The 21,320-nt window shown below is 41.7% G+C and carries 20 protein-coding genes and 1 rRNA gene; 10 read left to right on the plus strand and 11 right to left on the minus strand.

Translation table 11 applies throughout. From position 1 onward, the window contains the following. Position 1 precedes the first annotated feature (1 nt). The 4 genes from ACTB1O_RS04780 to ACTB1O_RS04795 are packed head-to-tail and all read left to right on the plus strand — an operon-like array spanning position 2 to position 3,371. On the plus strand, positions 2 to 919 hold the full coding sequence (locus ACTB1O_RS04780; RefSeq protein ID WP_462993999.1) for an NADH-quinone oxidoreductase subunit B family protein: 918 nt from the start codon (positions 2 to 4) through the stop codon (positions 917 to 919). After that, positions 916 to 2,286, plus strand: coding sequence for a Ni/Fe hydrogenase subunit alpha (locus ACTB1O_RS04785; protein ID WP_462994000.1), 1,371 nt, complete (start codon positions 916 to 918; stop codon positions 2,284 to 2,286). Before ACTB1O_RS04780 ends, ACTB1O_RS04785 begins: the two co-directional genes overlap by 4 nt. Positions 2,287 to 2,316: 30 nt before the next feature. Further along, positions 2,317 to 2,664, plus strand: a complete 348-nt coding sequence (locus ACTB1O_RS04790; protein WP_462994001.1) for a roadblock/LC7 domain-containing protein — start codon at positions 2,317 to 2,319, stop codon at positions 2,662 to 2,664. Continuing rightward, complete coding sequence (locus tag ACTB1O_RS04795) at positions 2,661 to 3,371, plus strand: roadblock/LC7 domain-containing protein (protein WP_462994002.1); 711 nt, start codon at positions 2,661 to 2,663, stop codon at positions 3,369 to 3,371. The genes ACTB1O_RS04790 and ACTB1O_RS04795 overlap by 4 nt, the downstream gene beginning before the upstream one ends. Positions 3,372 to 3,401: 30 nt before the next feature. On the opposite strand, the gene nadC is transcribed toward ACTB1O_RS04795, so the two are convergent. The 5 genes from nadC to ACTB1O_RS04820 form a co-directional block, all read right to left on the minus strand. After that, positions 3,402 to 4,259, minus strand: coding sequence for a carboxylating nicotinate-nucleotide diphosphorylase (gene nadC / locus ACTB1O_RS04800; RefSeq protein ID WP_462994003.1), 858 nt, complete (start codon positions 4,257 to 4,259; stop codon positions 3,402 to 3,404). Between the two features lie 4 nt (positions 4,260 to 4,263). Continuing rightward, the gene (gene nadA, locus ACTB1O_RS04805) at positions 4,264 to 5,160 is read right to left on the minus strand and encodes a quinolinate synthase NadA (RefSeq protein WP_462994004.1); all 897 of its coding nucleotides are present in this window, start codon (positions 5,158 to 5,160) and stop codon (positions 4,264 to 4,266) included. Between the two features lie 18 nt (positions 5,161 to 5,178). Beyond that, positions 5,179 to 5,937 (minus strand): aspartate dehydrogenase, encoded by a 759-nt coding sequence (nadX, locus tag ACTB1O_RS04810; RefSeq protein ID WP_462994005.1) that lies wholly within the window; start codon positions 5,935 to 5,937, stop codon positions 5,179 to 5,181. A gap of 194 nt (positions 5,938 to 6,131) precedes the next feature. Next, positions 6,132 to 7,307: a serine hydrolase domain-containing protein gene (locus tag ACTB1O_RS04815; protein WP_462994006.1), complete on the minus strand. Its 1,176-nt coding sequence runs from the start codon at positions 7,305 to 7,307 to the stop codon at positions 6,132 to 6,134. A gap of 164 nt (positions 7,308 to 7,471) precedes the next feature. Beyond that, a complete protein-coding gene (locus ACTB1O_RS04820; RefSeq protein WP_462994007.1) occupies positions 7,472 to 7,825 on the minus strand; it encodes a DUF3427 domain-containing protein in 354 nt (117 codons plus the stop codon). 9 nt (positions 7,826 to 7,834) lie between these two features. On the opposite strand from ACTB1O_RS04820, the gene ACTB1O_RS04825 reads away from it, so the two are divergent. From ACTB1O_RS04825 to ACTB1O_RS04835, 3 genes are read left to right on the plus strand one after another with little or no spacing between them, the layout of a single operon-like run. Continuing rightward, entirely contained in the window at positions 7,835 to 10,843 is a 3,009-nt protein-coding gene (locus tag ACTB1O_RS04825; protein WP_462994008.1) for an MASE3 domain-containing protein, read from the plus strand. 2 nt (positions 10,844 to 10,845) lie between these two features. Continuing rightward, entirely contained in the window at positions 10,846 to 13,122 is a 2,277-nt protein-coding gene (locus ACTB1O_RS04830; RefSeq protein WP_462994009.1) for a PAS domain S-box protein, read from the plus strand. A gap of 2 nt (positions 13,123 to 13,124) precedes the next feature. Next, a complete protein-coding gene (locus ACTB1O_RS04835) occupies positions 13,125 to 13,727 on the plus strand; it encodes a response regulator (RefSeq protein ID WP_462994010.1) in 603 nt (200 codons plus the stop codon). Positions 13,728 to 14,055: 328 nt separating this feature from the next. On the opposite strand, the gene ACTB1O_RS04840 is transcribed toward ACTB1O_RS04835, so the two are convergent. Beyond that, positions 14,056 to 14,349 carry a hypothetical protein gene (locus tag ACTB1O_RS04840; protein WP_462994011.1) on the minus strand — a complete coding sequence of 98 codons (294 nt, stop codon included), beginning with the start codon at positions 14,347 to 14,349 and terminating at the stop codon, positions 14,056 to 14,058. A 100-nt stretch (positions 14,350 to 14,449) separates the two neighbouring features. Between ACTB1O_RS04840 and ACTB1O_RS04845 the strand changes: the two genes are divergently transcribed. After that, positions 14,450 to 14,764 (plus strand): hypothetical protein, encoded by a 315-nt coding sequence (locus tag ACTB1O_RS04845; RefSeq protein WP_462994012.1) that lies wholly within the window; start codon positions 14,450 to 14,452, stop codon positions 14,762 to 14,764. Further along, positions 14,718 to 15,086, plus strand: coding sequence for a very short patch repair endonuclease (locus ACTB1O_RS04850; RefSeq protein WP_462994013.1), 369 nt, complete (start codon positions 14,718 to 14,720; stop codon positions 15,084 to 15,086). Before ACTB1O_RS04845 ends, ACTB1O_RS04850 begins: the two co-directional genes overlap by 47 nt. 23 nt (positions 15,087 to 15,109) lie before the next feature. Here the strand turns inward: ACTB1O_RS04850 and ACTB1O_RS04855 are convergent, their stop codons facing one another. Next, positions 15,110 to 16,174 (minus strand): DNA cytosine methyltransferase, encoded by a 1,065-nt coding sequence (locus ACTB1O_RS04855; RefSeq protein WP_462994014.1) that lies wholly within the window; start codon positions 16,172 to 16,174, stop codon positions 15,110 to 15,112. A gap of 55 nt (positions 16,175 to 16,229) precedes the next feature. On the opposite strand from ACTB1O_RS04855, the gene ACTB1O_RS04860 reads away from it, so the two are divergent. Beyond that, a complete protein-coding gene (locus ACTB1O_RS04860; RefSeq protein ID WP_462994015.1) occupies positions 16,230 to 17,888 on the plus strand; it encodes a restriction endonuclease FokI C-terminal domain-containing protein in 1,659 nt (552 codons plus the stop codon). 173 nt (positions 17,889 to 18,061) lie between these two features. On the opposite strand, the gene ACTB1O_RS04865 is transcribed toward ACTB1O_RS04860, so the two are convergent. From ACTB1O_RS04865 to rrf, 4 genes are all read right to left on the minus strand, one after another. Further along, on the minus strand, positions 18,062 to 18,298 hold the full coding sequence (locus ACTB1O_RS04865) for an ABC transporter permease (protein ID WP_462994016.1): 237 nt from the start codon (positions 18,296 to 18,298) through the stop codon (positions 18,062 to 18,064). Positions 18,299 to 18,426: 128 nt separating this feature from the next. Next, positions 18,427 to 18,912 carry a hypothetical protein gene (locus ACTB1O_RS04870; RefSeq protein ID WP_462994017.1) on the minus strand — a complete coding sequence of 162 codons (486 nt, stop codon included), beginning with the start codon at positions 18,910 to 18,912 and terminating at the stop codon, positions 18,427 to 18,429. Between the two features lie 252 nt (positions 18,913 to 19,164). Then, positions 19,165 to 20,259, minus strand: coding sequence for a KamA family radical SAM protein (locus tag ACTB1O_RS04875; RefSeq protein WP_462994018.1), 1,095 nt, complete (start codon positions 20,257 to 20,259; stop codon positions 19,165 to 19,167). 960 nt (positions 20,260 to 21,219) lie between these two features. Then, a 5S ribosomal RNA gene (gene rrf / locus ACTB1O_RS04880) occupies positions 21,220 to 21,320 on the minus strand; the annotation flags it as partial.

Raw genomic sequence — 21,320 nt, forward strand, 5'->3', positions numbered from 1 at the left:
TATGAAGATAGCAATAGAGGAACTTGCAGGATGTTCAGGATGCACAATTGCGGTTTTGGACCTGCATGAAAAAATACTTGACCTTCTAAAAGATGCAGAGATTGTTTACTCACCTGTAGTAATGGATGTAAAAGAGCCGCCCGAAGATGTGGATGTCGGATTTGTAACAGGCTGTGTCAGAAACGAGGAGAATCAGGAGAGACTTCTAAAAATGAGAGCCAGGTCAAAGATTCTGATCGCACTTGGCACATGCGCCTGCTACGGAGGAATATCCGGCCTTTCCATGCTCAGCAGCAATGAGGATCTCTTAAACACAGTTTACAGAGAGGTTGATACTGTAAAAGAGGACGGAAAGATCCCGACTGATGTCCCTCCGTTTACATACAGGGCATTTGCCCTCGGAGATCTTGTGAAGATGGACTATTACATCACAGGATGCCCTCCAAAAGAGCAGTTTTTAAGCCAGATTCTCCCGGCACTTATTAAAGGAGACACACTTGAACTTTCCAGAAAATCTGTCTGCTCCGAGTGCGACAGAAAGATGGGCTCTGTTGAGAACTGGACACTTAAACGACGCTATGAAGGAACACCTGACAGGGAGCACTGCCTTTTGGGACAGGGATATCTCTGCCTGGGCCCTGTAACCTTCGGAAGATGCGGTGCATCATGTCCGAAGAACAATATCCCCTGCCACGGATGCAACGGGCCGTCCCTAGATATATTAAGAGAGCCCTGCCGTGACCTGCACAATATGATGGTCAGAAGAATATGTGATCTGACTGACAGACCACAAAAAGAGATTGAATCCGAGCTCTATGATGTTGCACACACGATGTATCCGTTTACAATCGGCAGTCTGATCATGGAGGACAAGGAAAATTCCAAGATACGTGATCTTGTAAAGGAGAGAAGCGGATGAGAGAGATTACAATAAACCCTGTTACAAGAATAGAAGGGCATGCGAATGTCAGAATTAACTTAGACGATCAGAACAATGTGAATTCAGCGCATTTCCAGGTTGTCGAACTGAGGGGATTTGAGAAATTTCTGATAGGTTCTGCCGTTGAGGAAGCACCGAGGATCACACCAAGAATATGCGGAATCTGCCCGGCCTCACATCACCTTGCCTCAGCAAAGGCATGCGATCAGATATTCGGAGCAACACTTCCGGAGACAGGAAAAAAACTCCGTGAACTTTTGATGCTTGGCCAGTTCATCCACTCGCATTCACTTCATTTCTTCATGCTTGCGGCACCTGACTTTCTTGTGGGGCATGATGCACCTGCTGCAGACAGAAGTGTTATAGGACTTGTCAAAAAGGCACCTGAACTCGCTAAAAAAGCAATAGAAATCAGAAAATTCGGCCAGAGACTTACAGAGGCAATCGGAGGAAAACCGATTCACCCGACAACATGCATACCCGGCGGAATATCCCACCCCCTCACTGAACAGAAGAGAGCTGAAATGCTGGCTATGGCAAACAGTTCACTTGTCATTGCCAAAGAGGGATGGGATACTGCAAAGACCATCCTTGACGAGACAGACCAGAGCTTTGGTTCAGTTGAAACCGCATTCATGGGAATGTCTGATAACGGCAGATTCTCAATCTATGACGGACCTGTGGAAATTGTCGGCAAAGGAAGAGAAAATCTCGGAACTATCTCAGATGTTGATTATCTCAACCATATTGAGGAGTATTCCGAAGACTGGTCATACCTTAAATTTGCAAGGTTAAAGTCGCAGGAATTCTACCGTGTCGGCCCGCTTGCAAGGTTGAACATAGCAAAAGAGATGGGAACTCCGCTTGCGGATGCGGCTCTTTCGGAGTACAGAAGTACTTTTGGTGACTTTACACAGACAACCCTTGCTTACAATCTTGCACGCTATATAGAGATTCTCTACTGCTGTGAAAAAGCGGTCGCAATGCTTTCAGAGTCCTCAATATGCGGAACCGATATACGCACCATGGTTGACGCCATTGTAAACTCAAGGGGCGTAGGCATAGTGGAGGCGCCAAGAGGAACTCTTATTCATGATTATTCTGTCGATGAGAAGGGCTTTATCACAAAATGCAACTTAATTGTCGCAACCTGCCAGAACAACTATGGTATGGACAGAGGTGTTGAGGATGTCGCGAGAAAGGTTATTGAGAACGGTGTCTTAACAGAAAGTGCGGCAAATAAAATTGAGATGGTAATCAGGGCATACGATCCCTGTATATCCTGTGCAACCCATGCAATAGGAAAGATGCCGATTTCAATCGAAATTAACCGCAACAATAAATAATTCAGACGGATATAAGGAGATTTAGGTATTATGTTAAAACAGATTCTGAGTGAGTTTTTGCAGCTTGACGGCGTCACAGCCGCAGTTGTTGCAGGCAGAGACGGTTTTGTAATTGAAAGTGCTGTATCAGGTGATGTGGATATTGAAGCTCTTGGCGCAATGGCATCAACAGGTCTTGGAACATCCGAGGCGATGAGCAGGGAACTTGGAAAAGAGATTATGAATCAGATCATTGTCGAGATGGAGGAAGGTCCGATTCTAATTGCTCCCCTGTCTGATGATGAACTGATAGCGATTGTTGCACAGGAGGGCGTAAACATCGGCCGTCTCAGATATGAGCTCAAGAAAAACCGTGATAGAATAATGGCTGCATTATGAACCCTGGTCTTCCTGCAGGAGAGCGTATTGCGGCGATACAGATCTCGCTTGCCAGGCTCTTTGAGTTCAGTCCGGATTTTACCGGCTATGTAAAGGCAGAAGTAGAAAAAGGCGGGGGTTTTCTTCTTGTTGAGAAGGGAAAACCGGTTGCCGGAGGCTTTATCGCAGGGGATCTGAAGTTATCCGGTAAGGATGCATACAGGACGATGCTAAAGGAGGAGACAGTGAACTGTGTCCTCAGTACATACACACCGGAAGAGCTTGAAACTGCAAAGGCAGAAATCATGGATGATTTCGGTATCCCTGAAGAGGATGAGGAAGAAAAAGAGGTTGTTGGCGACAGCGTTTTATCTCCGGAAACTCTTCAGAGTGTGATGCGTCAGCCGGGAGTCCAGGGAGTTTCTGTTTTCTTTGAGGGTTTTGCTCTCCAGTCAGTAGGAGATGCTGATTTTGAGCATGTCGCTGCGGTTGCAGAGGATTTAGTCCGTGCCGGAAGCAAAATGACAGAAGATCTGATGATGGGAGACCTAAACCAGCTTCTTTTGGAAACTCCCAAAGGTAAACTGATAGTAACTCCAATAAATGAACTTTTCATCTGCGTTCTTGCCGATACAAATGCAAACCTGGGCCTTATCAGACTTGCTTTGCAGACAATAAAATTCGATCTGAGTGAAGCCCGGAAATCCGAAGAATCAGAAGAAGAATAATATACGGAGTCTTTTTCTCCGGGCTTTTTTTTATAGATTTATTCTGACAGTCTTTAATGCCGGTCTTACTTCCAGTGAGACGTCGAAATTTTTAACAGAATGTGTAAGTGCTCCCATGCTTATTCTGTCTACACCTGTAACTGCATAAGAGAGAATATTCTCCTCTGTTATTCCCCCCGAAACCTCAATTAAAATATTTTTGCGAAGTCCCCTTTCCCAAAGGGCATCTATTGTTTCTTTTATTTTTTCAGGCGGCATGTTGTCAAGCATTATTATATCTGCACCACACTCTGCCGCTGTTATTGCATCCGCAATGCTTTCGGCCTCGACTTCTGTCTTTTTATATGCCGTGTATTCATGAGCCCTTTTTACCGCCTCTTTTAAGGGGCAGAGTGCAAGGTGATTATCCTTTATTAAAAATCCGTCAGAGAGGCTGTACCTGTGAGGATCCCCTCCGCCAAGTATTATCGCCTTTTTGTCATACTCACGAAAACCGGGCGATGTCTTTCTTGTGCCTGCAACATTTGCGGACGGGTTTTTGGTCCTGATTAAATCTGACAGCTCTCTTGTTTTTGTTGCAATGCCGCTCATTCTGCCGATTATATTCAGAGCAGTCCTTTCAATTAAAAGAATTGTGGCTGCATCTCCTGAGAGCTCAATTAAGACATCACCGGGTTTTACCCTGTCTGAGTCTTTCCGTTTTTGCTCGCACTCAACTCCGAAATGTGTGAAGAGGGATTCTGCCTCTGCGAGTCCTGCAATGATTCCGGCATCTTTTGCAATGATTACTGCGCTGATTACCTTCTTTGGAACAACGGCACCGGATGTGATATCGCCGCCTGCTATATCCTCTTCAAGGTAAAAGAGAAGTTTCTGTGAGATTACCATTATATCAGCCCTTAATTTTTATCATCCGCTCAATTGCAGATTTTGCCCCTTTTATTACATCTTTCGGAAGGTCTATCTCCGGTTTTTCGTCTTCGAGCGCTTTTTTGAGAATTTCTAAGGTTATCAGCTTCATGTCCTTACAGACAATTGTTTCAAAGCCTGAAAATTCCTTTTCGGGAAACTCTTTTCTGAGACGATGAACCATGTCCTTTTCGGTTAAAACCGCCCATTTATCCGACCGGTATGCCTCTTTTATCATCTGGCCGGTTGATGCCACAAGGTCGCATTCATCCCTTATGGCTTTGGGGCATTCGGGGTGACAGACAACAGTGTAGCCGTCTCTTTTTGCATCCGCTGCCAAAGATGGAGAAATATCGGCATGTACCGGACAGTTCCCCCATTCTGGAAGCGGGATTATTGTTTTTCCGGGCAGATTTTCCGCGACCCATGATGCAAGGTTTGAGTCCGGCCCGAAGAGTATTGTGTCTGATTTTAATGATTTGCAGACTGAGACTGCATTTGCGGATGTGCATGTGATATCTGCCTCAGCTTTTGCTTCTGCGGTTGAATTTACATAGAGGACAACTTCAGCATCCGGGTATTTCTTTTTTGCATCTCTGACCATACCGGCTGTTAAGTAGTCTGCAAGGGGGCATCCGGCATCCTCTGCAGGGATTATCACCTTCTTTTCAGGATTTAGGATTTTGGCGGTCTCTGCCATGAACATGACACCGCAGATTACTATTATCTCCTCTTCTGCCTTCTTTGCCAGTATTGCAAGTTCAAGGCTGTCGCCTGTATAATCAGCCAGGTCCTGTATCTCAGGCGGCTGGTAGTTGTGCGCAAGTATTACGGCATTTTTATCTTTTTTTAACCGTCTGATATCTTCTGCTATGGTCATAATCTTTTTTTGATTTTTTCAGGTTCCTATTACCATCGGCTTTTCCAGGTTTTTTAAGAGCGTTATAACGGAGAGAGCCGCAAGGTAGCTTGTTGCAGGATTCTGCGGGCAGGGATTGTTTTTAATCCTCAGGTAGAAGTCCCCGAAATCGCCCTCGACAAATATCTCATGGATATTTCTTGTTATATCGGGATCTGCCCAGAGTTCAACCTCGGCATCGTGGCCTGTTGCAAGTTCAAGAGCAACTGCGACGTTGATGTTTTTCGGAAACCGCTTTATGCACTCATCAGCTCTTCCCGAGAATACGAGAGTCTTTTTGTCTGTTTCTATACGCAAAGAAGCCGGGTTTTTCGTTGTTCTTAAAAGAAGCTTTGAGATTCCGGAGATCTGGCCTATCTTTAAGTTGTCAAGGCCCATTATTGCGCCGCTCGGGATTCTTATCTTTTTTCCGGCTCTCTCTGCTGTCGATAAGAGGGTGTTTTTAAAATCCTTATCGGCAAAAGCGCCGACTGAAAGAATGACGATATCTTTTCCGGACCTTAAGACATCTTCAGCATGTTCATATACTGCTGCGACCGATGCAGCCTCAACTATTATATCCAAATCCTGAGCTAAAAAATCCTCAAAATTCTCAAAAGCCGGAGCTCCGGTTATTTCTGAGAGATGCTCTGCATGTGAGTGTACGGAGTCAAAAAGCGCCGTTATATTGATGCCGTTATCATCACCGGCAATTACCTCTGCAACATTTCCGCAACCAAGCAGACCGACCCGGATCATTGTATTAATTTAGTGGTGACTGAAGGTTAATCTTTTTTATGATAGGTTTTTGTGCATTTTTGATTGGGAAAATTAGTTTGTTATTTTATCAGGTGAGATTGCTGCTGAAAATTATGGGAAATATCAAAGACTCCGTGCCTCAAAGCCGCGGACATCAGTCAGATAGTCACAGGTCTGAAAAAGGGAGTATGATTTCAATCCTGTTGCTGAATGTAACTGAGAACGGGAATGAGAATCTCCCTGTTTGCCGCCCCTATATCTCCAAGTGAATTCAGATTGATAGTCAATGCAGTCTCTTCCTCTTCCCAGTAGTACCACATAGTATATGATCCCGGATATCCTCCGGTATGTCCCCATAGCGTTACATTCATTGAAGAGTTAGTGATGCGTCCGTATCCAAGTCCATACTCCATTTTGTTAATCGCTTTCATCTCCTGGAGCGATTTGGGACTTATGATCTTCGCATCTTCAAGTAAAAGATGGAATCTGTTCATGTCGGACGGTGTACTAACGATATCCCCTGCCCCCCTGTCAAACTGAATATACAGGTTTGAAAAATCGGGCAGTTCTCCGTCAACATACTCTTCTCCCGGGCACCCCATATGTGGTCCGGGGATGCTGTTGGTCCGGTGGATGAAGGTCTGATTCATGCCTGCCGGCACAAGAATTGCTCTGGTGATGTAGTCCTCATACGGTGTCTGGGCCGCCTGGTCAATGATCAGGGTGAGGAGTATATAATTCACATTCGAATATTCATAGTCCGAACCCGGTTCAAATAGCGGGCTCGCATTGATTCCCTGCCACATCCCGTACTGGTAAGGAACCGGAAGATCTGGTTCGGGGTATTCAGTTCGGATGATCTCATCTTCGTTGTAATCAGCAATACCACTCGTATGGTCAAGGAGCTGCCGTATGGTAATCCCGGAGGAGTACGGTATTTTTTCTGCGATCTCTGCAGGCAGCCATTGATCGATAGGATCATCAAGACATAATTTTCCCTCTTCACTGAGTTTCAGTATGGCAGTGCTGGTGAAGGTTTTGGTGACACTGGCGATAATAAAACGCATATCAGGCGTTGCAGGAACCGGGGGAGAAAGGGAGGCATTCCCGGCGGCAGAACTCCAGATCCATTCAGGTGTTGAAATTTCGATTAATAATCCCGGTACCCCGGTCGTTTCCAGACCTGTTGTAACAATATTCTGTAGTCCGGAGCTGATATCATCCGGAGGAGGCGGGAGGGGGGTATCCTCTGTGGGTGAAGTAATTTCAGAATCAACCGATTTTGAAATACATCCGCATGAAAGAATCAGTCCGAAGATGATGACACACAGAACATATGTATGCACCCGGCTGATGTCCGTAAAATTCATATGCTACATTTGAATGATTTTTGTATATATATTCTCATTTTCCGGCGGAGGATGTGATATTTATATCGCCCGCAGAGTGTTTCGGGTGTGCCGGGAGTTACTATGCAACGCTGTTTTACGAGACGATGCACTGAACGAATACCTGAGAGAATCTGAACAGACCCTCACCCGACAATCATCTTTTTCGCAGACTTTAGAATCCTGGCAGGCATCTCTTCATCCATTCTCCATCTGATATTCATTGGGCGGCTTTTTGTGTGACTTACATATCCTGCTGTTCCAGGACAGATATAGGGCTGTGCTCGATTATTCACCTCTTTATACTCTCTTAAAAGGAGAAGAACTTTGGAACCCTCTGAGTCATAACTGATGTATCTTTTACCTGTCGGAGAATTCTCAGAGGTTTTACTCTGGGATTGCCAGTTAAAAAGAGTCTCATTTACGGCAAAATCCTCAGACCGGTTATTTGGATAATACAGTGCAATTACCTCAAAAATATTTATCAGCCCCTGTGTCAATTAACCAGTATGGAGGATAAAGAAAAGATTTTTTCCATCCTTAACAGGAAAGACTCAATATTTTTACTTGTGCTTGGTATAATACTGGTCTTCTTCTCACTCACCTCACTGTACAGCTTTCTCCTCTTCCATACACTTTCCGAACTCTTCAGCATCGTTATCGCAGCGGCGATATTCATAATCGCATGGAACAGCCGGGATTATATAGACAATAAATACCTGCTTTTTATCGGTATTGCATACCTGTTTATCGGCGGAATTGATCTGCTGCATACGCTGGCGTATAAGGGGATGAATATTTTTGCCGGATTTGATGCAAATCTTCCCACACAGCTATGGATTGCCGGAAGGTATCTTGAGGCGGCAACTCTTATCGCAGCAGCACTGCTAATCTCACGAAAGGTTGATGCATATAAAGAACTGGCTGTATATACTGCAATATTCTCTGCACTGTTGATCACAATATTTACAGGGTTATTCCCCGTCTGCTACATAGAAGGGCAGGGGCTTACAGCCTTTAAGATTGGAAGTGAATACTTAATCTGCCTGATGCTGGCCCTGGCAATATACCTTTTATACAGGCGAAAGGAGAATTTCGAACCGGGGATATTCAATTTAGTCATTATATCCATCTTCTTTACCATTCTTTCAGAGCTTGCATTCACTTTCTATGTCAGTGTATACGATTTTTCAAATCTTACAGGGCATCTCTTCAAGATTGTCTCATTCGCACTGATCTATTATGCACTTGTAGAATCAGGAATCAGGCGTCCACAGGAGATAATATTTAGGGAGCTTTCTCTAAAGGAGAAGGAACTCACAAAAGAGAAAGATAAACTTGAAATGTATCTTGAAGTGGCCGGAGTGATGTTTCTTGTTCTTGATGTAAAAGGAATCGTCAGACTGATAAATCCAAAAGGCTGCGAGATACTGGGGTATGAAGAGAGCGAGATAGTCGGTATGGATTTTATCGACAACATTATCCCTCCTGAAAAAAGGGATGAGGGGCTCAGGATGTTTTCAGTCGCAATGACAGGAGATATTGAATCCTACATATCTTTGGAATATGATGTTCTGACAAAAAACGGTGATATCAGAACACTCCTGTGGCAAAGCAGTCTGATAAGAGACGAAGAAGGAAATATCACAGGCACTCTCAGTTCAGGTGAGGATATAACCTCAAGAAAACAGGCCGAATCTCTCCTCCAGAGAACCCAGTTTGCATTTGATCACTCTCCGGACGAGATATATTATGTCAACAGTGAAGGTCAGCTTATATATGCAAATCTCCGGGCACGCGAATCATTCGGAATCGAATCTGATTTCCCCATAACTAAGACAATCTTTGATATCAACCCTGAGATTACGCAAGATCAGTGGAAGGATATCTGGTCTGAAATATTGAAAAAAGGCCGTTCTAGTTTTGAATCCGTACACAGACATCCTGACGGTACATCATATCCTGTGGATATACTTGAGTACTTAATCACACATGATGGAGTCAGATATTCCTGTACCATCGCCCGTGATATCACTGAGCGGAAAAATACACAGGAAGTGCTGCGCAAGAGTGAGGCTCACCTTCGTTCACTTCTGCAGAATATACCTGATCTAATCTGGCTTAAAGATCCGGACGGCATTTATCTGTCATGCAATACAACATTCGAACAATTTTTCGGTGCAAAAGAGAGTGAAATTGTAGGAAAATCAGATTATGATTTCATAGATAAAGTTCTCGCCGATTCCTTCCGTAAAAATGATATTAATGCTATGAAAGCCGGAAAACCCACAATAAATGAGGAATGGATCACTTTTGCCAGCGACGGACATCGTGCATACCTTGAAACCATAAAGACGCCGGTGAATGATGAAAACGGAGTTTTGATCGGCGTTCTGGGAATCGGGCGGGATATAACTGAGCGCAAAGAGGCAGAGGATGCCCTTCTGGAGTCCAAAGCACAGCTTACCAAACTTATTGGGGATCTCAAAATCATCATCGAAAATGCTCCGGCTATGATCTGGTACAAGGATACAGAGAATAATTTTGTCAGGGTAAACCCGGCAGTTGCAAAGACTTTCGGGAGGTCGGTCAAAGAGATTGAAGGAAAAAATGCCTCTTATCTCTTCCCCTCACTTTCGGATGCGTACTACAAAGACGATCTTGAGGTAATAACGTCAAAAAAACCCAAACTTGGTATTATAGAACCGCTGACAACAGCAGCCGGAGAGAGTCTGTGGGTTCAGACAGATAAGATCCCGCTTTCAGACGAGAATGGCAATGTTTACGGCGTCCTTTTGTTCACTATAGACATCACTGAGCGGAAAAAGGCTGAAGATGCCTTAAAAGAGGTAAACAAGAAACTTAACATGCTCTCAAGCATAACCCGCCATGATATCCTCAATCAGATTACTGTTGCCGCAGGATACATGGAGATGCTGCAGCTCGACAAAGCAATTCCAAAGGATACAAAAGCCGAAAAATATATCGATAATGTTTCAGTGGCCATTGAGACAATAAAAAAGGAGATCATCTTTACCGGATATTACAAGGATCTCGGTGAGCAGGCTCCGCAATGGTTTGATGTGGGGAGTATTATTACGGCAACTCAGGAAAGCTTCAGATTTGACGGGGTGAAGCTTCGAAACGATATCAAAAATACTGAGATATTTGCCGACCCGCTCTTTGAAAAAGTAATCTTCAACCTGATTGATAATGCTATAAAGCATGGCGAAACTATCAGCGAGATCTCATTTTTCACAGATGGTACTCCGGATGAACTTGTAATTGTCTGCGAGGATGACGGAATGGGGATTCCGAGTGAAGCAAAAGAGAAGATCTTTAAGAGAGAGTATTTCAAAAATTCCGGACTGGGGCTCTTCCTTTCAAGGGAAATTCTTGCTATTACCGGCCTTATAATTACAGAGACTGGAATATTCGGCGAGGGTGCAAGGTTTGAAATCCATGTGCCAAAAGGAAAGTACAGGGAGATATCGCCTTCTGATGATGAGAGGAAATGAGGATGACAAAAGAAGATAAAATACCGGAGGAAGATCCAGTGTCCGGCAGAATCGGAAAAATCAGGGTTCTGTATATGGATACCGGCAACTCATTTCCTGAGACAGGAAAACTTCTCCCTGAGCAGGGCGGGGAATTTGAGGTTACAATATGCGGGAATTTAGCAGATGCGGCAGAATTTCTTTTAAAAAAGCCGTTTGATGCAATCATATCTGATTTTCAGATGCCCGACTGTGACTGTCTCAAACTGCTACGCAAAATCCGTGAAAAGGGGGATAATACACCATTTATAATATTCACCGGAAAAGGTCACGAAGATGTCATCATTGAAGCATTCAACAGTGGTGCTGACTATTATATCCAGAAGAAAGGCGATAAAAAAGCAGAGTTTGCCGAACTCTTCCGTAAGATTAAATCAATTGTTTCAAAAAGACGGAATGATATTCTTATTAACTCCTTTTTTTATTCGCACTCTGATCTGATGTTTGTCAAGGATGAGAAACTGAGATACATAATTTTCAATGATACAACCCTGAACTTCTTCGGGCTTAAAAGAGAGGAGCTGCTCTATAAGACAGATTTTGAACTTATGGACTCTTACGCTGCCGCAAAATGCCTTGAATCTGATAAAAACGCGATTGAGACAGGTAAAAAAGTTGTTTCCGAGGAGATTGTTGGTGACCGGGTTTTTGAAACAATAAAATTCCCTCTTGAAATTGCTGACAAAAAGACAGGAGTAGGCGGGGTGATAAGGGATATCACTGATCAGATACGGGCAGGAGAAAGTCTTAGAAAGATAGAGGACTTAAACCAGCACATTATTGACGCCATCCCGGACATTCTTATCCGCTGCAGGGGAGACGGAACTCTGACTGACATCAGGGCACCGGATGAGAGCCTTCTTTTAGCCCCCAAATCAGAGAGCATCGGAAAAACTGTAACTGATATGATTCCGGGTGATTTGGGAGTATTACTTATGAAAACAATCCGTTCTGCACTGAATAGTAAAAGAATGGAGAGGGTTGAATATTCCTTCCCTCATCATGGAGGACTCTCGTATTATGAGGCTCGCATAATACCATATCTTGAGGATGAGGTCATAGCACTCATACGGGATATAACCGACCAAAGAGAGGCTGAAGAAGAACTTAAAAGAAAGAATGAAGAGCTTGCAGCCGCAGAAGAGGAGCTCAGAGAACAGCTTGATGAAATCCTGCAGGCTCAGGAGATGCTTAAGGAAAATGAGGCATACATCAGGACTGTGCTTGACAATATCCCTGTCGGAATAGCTGTTAATTCTGTCAGTCCTGAGATTAACTTTGAATATTTCAACCGGAATTTCCTGAAGTTTTACCGGATAACGGCAGAAGAGCTTAAAAAATCTGATTCATTCTGGGATATTGTCTATAAAGATCCGGTCTTTAAGGAAAAGTTAAAAGAAAGGGTTTTAAATGACTGTAACAGCGGAGATCCTGAAAAGATGCACTGGGAGAATATTCCAATAACCCGAACAGGAGAAGAGACATCCTTCATAAATGCGAGAAATATACCGCTCCCCAAAAAAGGCATGGTGATCTCTGTGGTCTGGGATGTGACTGAGAATAAAAAGGCGCAGGATGCTATAATGCATGAAACGGAACTATTCCTGCGGACATTTGAGTCAATTCAGGACGCTGCATTCGTCGTTGATGGCTATCCGGGCTCTATTCAGGCAGTAAATGAGGCTGCAATATCAGTTTTTGGATATAGCCGAAAGGAGATGACAGGACATACAACAGATTTCCTGCATGTGGACAATGAGTCACTTAAGAATTTCCACAGGCATATTTATCCATATCTCAAAAAGCACGAACCGGTCCCCCGGTTTGAATTTATGATGAAGCGAAAAGACGGAACTTTATTTCCAACTGAGCATTCTGTAACCCCTTTGTATGATTCGGCAGGAAATCTTACCGGACGGGTTTCTATTTTACGTGACATAACTGAAAGAGTAGAGGCGGAAAAGCGTGAAAAGGCAGCTTTTAGTCAGATAGAGGAGAATTTAGAGCAGTTTGCTACCTTAAACGATCAGATCAGAAATCCGCTTGCTGTTATTGCCGGCATTGTGGATCTTAAATGCCCTCAGTCATCTGAAAAGATATTTGAGCAGGTCAGAATAATTAACGATATTATCTCAATGCTGGATGCCGGATGGGTTAAATCTAAGAAGGTCTGGGATTTTTTAAAAGGTAATTACGGGATTGGAATAGAAAATATAGAGACTGAAACGGAGGAGAAATAAAAATGAAAGATATTCTGGTGGTAGATGACACCCCTGATGTCCTCTCTTTATATCAGGAATTATTAATAAATATGGGATTTTCAGTGAGAACAGCCGGTAATGGCAGTGAGACTTTTTCAGCCCTTGCTGAGAAGATCCCGGATCTTGTAATCCTGGATATCATGATGGAGCCAATGAGCGGATGGGAGGTTTTATCCCTGATTCGGGATGATTCACGCACCAAAAATGTTCCTGTGATTGTCCTCACAGGAAAGATTCCTCTTCCACAGGAGATTCTTAATTATGAGGGGATATTAAATGGATTTGCTATGAAGCCTCTTCGCATGAAAGAATTTGGAAGACTTGTCAGCGGATTTTTTGCTGAAGAGGACGATATTGCCACAAAGTGTGAAAAAGCCTTAAAATCCGGCGCAGATGAGGCAGCTGCAAGTGAATATGCCCGGCTTTGTAATAATGTCCGGGTACTTGATGAGATGTTTAACTGCCTTAAAAGGGTAATGGAGGCAGGTTCACCGGTAGAGGATAAAGGGGAGCTTTCTGAAATAGTCAGCCTTTTGGATGCGAAAAGAGCACGCCTCTCTGAGCTTGAGAAAATTATCAACTGATATTCTTTTAATTATGTAAAATAAGATAATCTGAACGTTTGATGGAATATGGGATTTTTTTAGTTAATGTTTTATTAAAGTCTCTTTAAAAAGCTGAAATTGTAATTCACTGGCAAATCAAAACCAAAAAGTTTATTTTCCCTTCAACATATTTTTAATTGGTCAGTTTCGCCTTATCAACCCCCCAAATATGATAAGGACGGATTGGCTGTCTTATTTCCCCCCTTTTTTTAATTAGATAAAACTGTTATACTTGTTCAATATACTAAATCTGAAAGTAAGATAGGATGCATTTTAAGATTATTAGACTGCAAAAATAAAATTAAAGTTAATTATTACACTCATTTGCATCTGTTTTAAGGATATCATCCTCTCCCGGCATAGTAATTTCATCTCTTTTAGAAGAATTAAAAAACCCGTATACCGCCGTTATCCGGTAGAACCCGGACATAACAACCAGGTAGATGTTTTCGGTAAATGCACCCTCAGGAACCCAGATAAGGTTTCCAAAAATCCGGCATGAAAAACCGAAACGCCTGACCTGAGAACTTTTTGCATTGATTCGGGCTGCACCGGATATTCCAAAGATAAACGCTGCTGACGGGAGTAAATGCAATTTCAAAGAAATCCGATGATATAGAATTAAGATCTGAATTCACCCGACAATCATCTTTTTCGCAAACTTTAGAATCCTGGCAGGCATCTCGTTATTCATTCTCCATATGATATTCATTGGGCGGCTTCCGGGCGTTATGTGTGCAGTGGATTTTGAGAGGGTGAGTGTTGAGCTTGGCCGGTGCGGTCTTTGTGATGAGGGGAAGGCTTTGTTTAGGTCTTGTGATCTAAAGCTTGCGATTTGTGAGAGGTGTTACGGGAGGCTTTTGAGGGAGGAGAATGAGGGTAAGGGGAATTTTTTAGGAAAATTAAGATTAAACTTAATATTTGATACAAATGCCGGACTGCTATTCAAAAGAAACCCGAAGCAGAGTGATGTCACACATCAAATCAAAAGACACCAAACCAGAGATTATCCTTAGAAAGTCACTTTGGTCTATGGGATGCAGAGGATACAGGCTGAAATCAGATCTTCCAGGAAAGCCCGATATTGTTTTTGCAAAATACAAAACTGCTGTTTTTGTCGATGGATGCTTCTGGCACAAGTGCCCCAAATGTTTTGTTGAGCCGAAATCCAATACAGAATACTGGCTACCTAAACTGAATCGAAATGTTGAGAGGGACCGAGCAAATAATCAAAAGCTTAAAGAGCTGGGGTGGACTGTCATCAGAATATGGGAGCATGAAATTAAGGAGAATGCTGATGATGCGGCAAAGAAAATAATTGTTGCTTTAAAAAAATAGAAATGAATTGCCTATAAAGATAATTATGATTTGTCCTCGTATTCTGCAAATAATTTCAAAATTTGAGTGAATATCACTTCAGATAATTTAGGAGGCACTGCCATTCCTATTTGTTTCCTCACACTTTCTTTTGAGCCTTCAAAAATAAAATCATCCGGAAACGTCTGAATTCTTGCACGTTCTCGATTTGTAAGGGCCCTGTTCTCTTTCCAGTGATAAACATGGGTTCCTCCGCCTCCACTGCCTGTTATTGTATAAGACGGCTTGTCCGGAACAAGCCGCTTATATATCTGGCTTAATCGTGCAGATTTAACATTAAGTTTAAGATCGTCAGGAAGGTTTGCAGTCCAGGCATTTTCTCCAGGTTTGATGTGCTTCAAACGCTCAACTACTGTTTTAGACTGCCTTGTTAATTCATTATTATATGCATCTTCAGAAATTGGCGGATTTTCCAAAGCATCCCTAGCTGAAATGAAATTATTAAGATGTGTGGGTTTTGGAATTTCATATTTGAAATCTAAACTCTTTTCAAAACCTACAATAATTATTCGATGCCGACATTGTGGTATGCCGTATTCCTCTGATTTGTAAAGATGAGTGTTTAAATTGTAGCCATTGCCTGCATTTTCAAGATCCTTCTTAATAACGTTTAGGGCATTGCCTGAAGAGGCCAAACCCCCTACATTTTCAGCAATAAAAATTTTAGGCTTAAAATGATCCAGCACTTTTAATCCATATGTATAAAGGGGGCCGTATTCGCCGTCAAATCCCTTTTTTTCACCTACAACACTAAAATCATTGCAGGGAAAACCATATGCAAAAGCATCAATATTGCTCAATGATTTAATATCCAGAGTTTTGACATCACTGCATATTACAGAATCAGGATTTTTAGAAGCGATATTCCTCCGATAGGTTTTGCAGGCATCGGCATTAAAGTCATTAGACCATTCATGCATAAATTTGTAAAGAGTGTTATCTGTTCTAAAAGAAGCTTTTGAGGCGCCCAATGCTAAACCGCCCGCTCCACAAAATAACTCTCCCAGCCTAAAAACCCGCTGTTTTCGCTTGTGTGATCCTGTCCTCATTACCACTATAGTTTGTACTTTTTAGTTACTTAAGAGAAGTGCATCGCAAATAAACATGAGATTCTTAGAAAGATTGATTGTACAAAAAAATAAACCTGAACAACAGATGCCGATGAATACTTGGATGGTTCCAAAAAACAAGAGAACTTTGTCACATATCCCAGGCACTTTAACTGCATTTGTTGCAGTCAATGAAGGAAAAGGCTGGGCAGGGAATCGGGAGATGCAGAGCAGATTTGAAAAACTGCTTGAACGTGCGGGATATAAAGGAGGAGGACAACAATACGATCCAAACAGCGGAGGTGCAAGGACATATGAAGCACAATTATCAGCTTTGGGTTTAATTTTTAAAGATAACACAGACGGGACAGAATGTTTCCGGACAACATTGGCAGGGCAGGCAATAATTGACGGGGCAAATCCAGTAGATATTCTGCAACACCAGCTTCTAAAATTTCAATATCCCTCACCATACAGCCTCCGGCAAAATGTTAATATAAACCCAGATTTTAAAATCAGGCCATTTTTGTTTGTTCTTCGGCTTTTACTTGACAATGAGATAAAATTTCTTGATCACAAAGAAATTGCTTTGTTTCTGCTTCCTTACGCAAAAAATGAAAAAGACCTTAATTCAATAAAAAAATCCATTTTAAAATACAGGGCGGATGGCCACTCTTATCAATATCCTGACACTTTCATGAAAGATACTTCTTCTGCAAGGACAACCAGACATACACTTGAACAAAGATTGAATTACCTCATGGACAAGGTAAATATTTTTGTGAATTATTTAGAAAGCTGTCAATTTATTGTTCGGCCCAATAAGTCAACAATAGAGATCGATTCTGATGGAGCAGTTATTGTTCAAAACTTCCTTAATAGCAATAAACCTCTAATTGATTCACCTGATGATCAGCTCAGATTCCAAAGAAGATATGGCATTGATCCAGATCATACTAAAGATACACGCAAATTTGACGCAAAAAATCCTATTTCTGAAGAAAATGTCAGTGAAAGGTGGATTATGGCTAAATTCTTTGATTTAGCTTCTGAAAGTCTGTATCCTGAGATTAATTCTGAATTAATTGACAAGTTGCATGAAAGTGTTGGATATCGCAAAGAAAAGATCCGAGAAGTTCTTGAAAAGAAGAGGCCTGACAGCTTGGTGTACTTTGAAGAGAATTACATAAATATGGCACATCAGGGGCAAAAAAATGCCATTGCATTTGAAACGGCCACAAAGGAAATATTCAGTAAAATATTAGGGTACAAAGCAAAACGTGTCGGTCAAATTAAACCAGTGGGAAGACCAGGCGGCAACCCCGATGTAATTATTATATCAGAATCTGACTTTTATTGTGGAATATTAGATTCAAAAGCTTACAATAGCTATTCATTAGAAAACGATCACAAAAATAGAATGCTTTATAATTACATTCCAAATATCAGTGAATATTCAGAAGGAACAGAGCTGAAATTCTTTACATATATCAGCGGCAATTTCTCATCATCTTTCAGCACATCAATTAAGAAGCTGGTTGCGGAAACATCAGATTATGAAAGCAAAAAGATTCACGGCAGTGGCATTACCGCAAAGAATTTGATTCGCCTTTGCCAAAGGGCAAAAAAGGAAACTATCAGTCATTCAGCATTGAAGGATTTGTTCAGCTGTGACTCAATAATTACAACCGCCGAAATTGAGGCAATAGCATAATGGGAGGGATTCACCCCCTCATCTCCACATAACTCATCCTCCCATGAACCCCATCCTTCTTCACAAGATCAACAAGCCGAAGCTCCTCTAATTTTTTAATATACTCAAAAAAGTAGGTGTAACCGATATTAAGCTAATCCTGTCTAAAAAAAATAAAAATTTATTATTAAACCTCATTCAGCCCTCAAAGCCTCAATCGGGTCAGGCTTCGATGCACTCCATGCAGGATATACACCTGATATCAGACATATCATAATTCCGATAAACATCCCTGCCGGGACATACATGATACTGCCAAACGAGAAGAAATACCCGGTTGTCCCGGGCATTCCAGGCGTTAAGAGATATCCTCCGGCAAAGCTGACTGCAGCGCCGATGCCTGAATTAAACCTGAAATTTCCTATTCTCAATGATATTATATTCTGCGGATTTTTGTAAGTCTCTTTTTAAGATTTTTTGGTCTGATTAAATCTTTTTAGTGTGGAGTTTTTTTGGATGCCGGAAATATTTCCGGCTTTATGGATGTTTTGCTATTTTTTTAGTTTTTACTCATGCGATTCTTCTGAAATGCACCGTCTCTGTTGCCACCATCTCCGGGGATAATTCCTGCATCGTCCAGAAGAGCTTTCATTAAGTCTCTGGCGGTATCATGATCGCCGGATTCAATGGCTGCACGGATATCTGTAGTGTCATAGCCCTGTGCATCAAGGTTGTCAAGCATTTTTTCAGGACCTGCACCGCAGCCTCTGTTGCCAGTATTTCCGGCCTCAAATCCTGCATCGTCCATAAGAGCTTTCATTAAGTCTCTGGCAGTATCATGATCGCCGGATTCAATGGCTGCACGGATATCTGTAGTATCATAGCCCTGTGCATCAAGGTTGTCCAGTATTCCAAAAGGACCCTGAGACTGCCTGTCTTCTGTTCCTGACATATTTGGAGCTGCTGCTGCAGGCATCATTACAAATGCCGAAATGCAAAGCATTGCCGCAAAAAACAGTCCTGTTATTTTTAAATTCTTTTTCATGGTTCATCTCCTCCTTACCGGAGTTATACCGGGATCAGAGGATAGTCGAATATCACGGGGATGTATTTCATCCTCCTCACCCATGTATAATATACTATACATTATGTTATTAAATGTATACTATAGGTCTGGTTATATGACCTATATGTAAAAACAGGATGACATGAAAAAAGAATGAAAAAAGCAATAACAGAGACAGGTAAAAATTTTTACTAAAGATCAGATGGTTTGATTAATTTAGAAGATTTTAGTCTATGACTCTGAAACACAGCGGCCATAATCCTCAAGCCATCTTGCATCAGGATTTTTCTTAAATATCATGAATTTCCCGATATTAACGGAGTCTGATGCCTGATGGTATTTCATATAGATAAAATTCTCATCAGCGGCAAGAATCTCAATCTTGCCGGTCTTATGCGACATTATGAATTTTGCCCTTTTTGCAAGCCCGGAACAGTTTATTTTGGCTTTTTTGATAAGTTCGCATGTCTCTTCAATCGGAACTGAAAAATGATGATTCCCGATTGTGGGTCTGCACTGGAACAGATAATACGGCGGGACGCCGATCTCCGCAAGTTTGTTTAAAAGTTCACATAAAACATCCGGATTATCATTAACCCCGCGTAATATCGGAGTCTGATTTGTAAGTATTGCACCGGCCTCTATGAAGGAGGATATTGCATCCACAGCAGCACCTGTTATTTCCCTCGGATGGGTAAAATGCGTCATAATATAAATCCGCCTCTCTTTTGTGCTGTATTTTTTAATAATTTCAAAAAGATGCGAATTGTCTGAGATACTTTGAGGATTAAAAGCAAGCATCCGTGTTCCTATACGGATGATTTTGACATGCTCTATATCCCTTAATTTCTGAATAATTGTCTCCAGTCTTGATGCCGGAAGCGTCAGAGGGTCTCCCCCGGTCAGAAGAACATTTGAGATTGAGGAATTATTTCTTATATATTCAATCTCTTTTAGGCAGTCACCGACAGTCTCGGATTCTGCACCTGTGAATATACGTTTCCTGAAACAGTACCGGCAGACTCCTCCGCAGGAGTCGCTGACTATCATAAGAGCAGTCGGGCCGTATTTATGCTGTATTCCTTTTACAACGGTATTATCAGATTCACAGGACGGATCAAGGTCCCCTCGTGTGTCAAGTTCATCAGGAGAAGGTATTATAACACGGCGTATAGGATCATTTTTGTCATTCCAGTCAATAAGTGACAGATAATATTCATTTGAAAAGAAAGGATACATCTCCTCAACTTTTTTGAGCAGTTCAATGTCTTCTTCAGGTATCCCTGATATTTCTTCTATTTTTGTAATAATCCCGGGTAATGCCATAATTTCACCTGATTTTCTGTTTTTATTCTCATAATCTTCTAATTTTATCACGTTTTTGTTGCTAAATCTGATTCGTTTATCCGGTAATCTCGTCTTTATCTGAAAGGGCATATCACATAAATTTCATATTCCGGCCTGCACCAGACCTGAGCCCGCGCAGGTATGCACAGGGGAATTTTAAACGTAACCCTCAGACAGATTAGAGGTTATCTATGCGAATTTTTTAAGTCAAACCTCCAGGCTATAATTTCTGGTGCTTTTTTACCGGACTATTCGATAAATCATAAAGAGAAGATATCTGAAATTTGCCGTGGAAAATATATCAGCACACTTTTGGTTTGTAATAGGTCATTATAGAATATAAAAATATTCTAATTACTATTTCTTTGAAATGGTTGCAGGATGCCCGTATCATCATATGGCCGGCAATTAATACAGCAAATAGATAGGATTCAATAAAAAACGCAGATCTGACAGTAACGATTAAAATAACTAATAAAAATAACTCGCGTATATCATAACAGCATCTGACATCAAAATATACTCAAAAACAAAAAATCCAGACTTAACATTAACAAGTAAAAAAACACAAAAAAAGACTCTTCATCTCAATCAAAACAATTGCAGCCGTTTAGATGGACACGAAAATGCTTCCTGCATTTTCTCATCTTCACCAGGGCTCAGATTCCCAAAGAACTCGCGTATCTCATACAGGATATGATATCAGGATAACAAAAAATTGCAAAATATACCTGACAGTAACAAATAAAAAAACACAAAAAAAGACTCTTCATCTCAATCAAAACAATTGCAGCGTTAGATGGTCACGAAAATGCTTCCTGCATTTTCTCATCTTCACTTCGTTCAAATTCCCGAAGAACTCGCGTATCTCAGTACAGAACAAAAAAAACTTAACAGTAACAATTAAAAAAACTCACAAAAGAACTATTCCGAATCAAACAATTGCAGCGTTAGATGGTTCCCGAGAACTCGCGTATCTCAGTACAGCATCTGACGTAAACGGGCTTAACTGCCGGGTTCGGAATGAGTCCGGGTGTTGC

The organism is Methanomicrobium sp. (assembly GCF_055145805.1).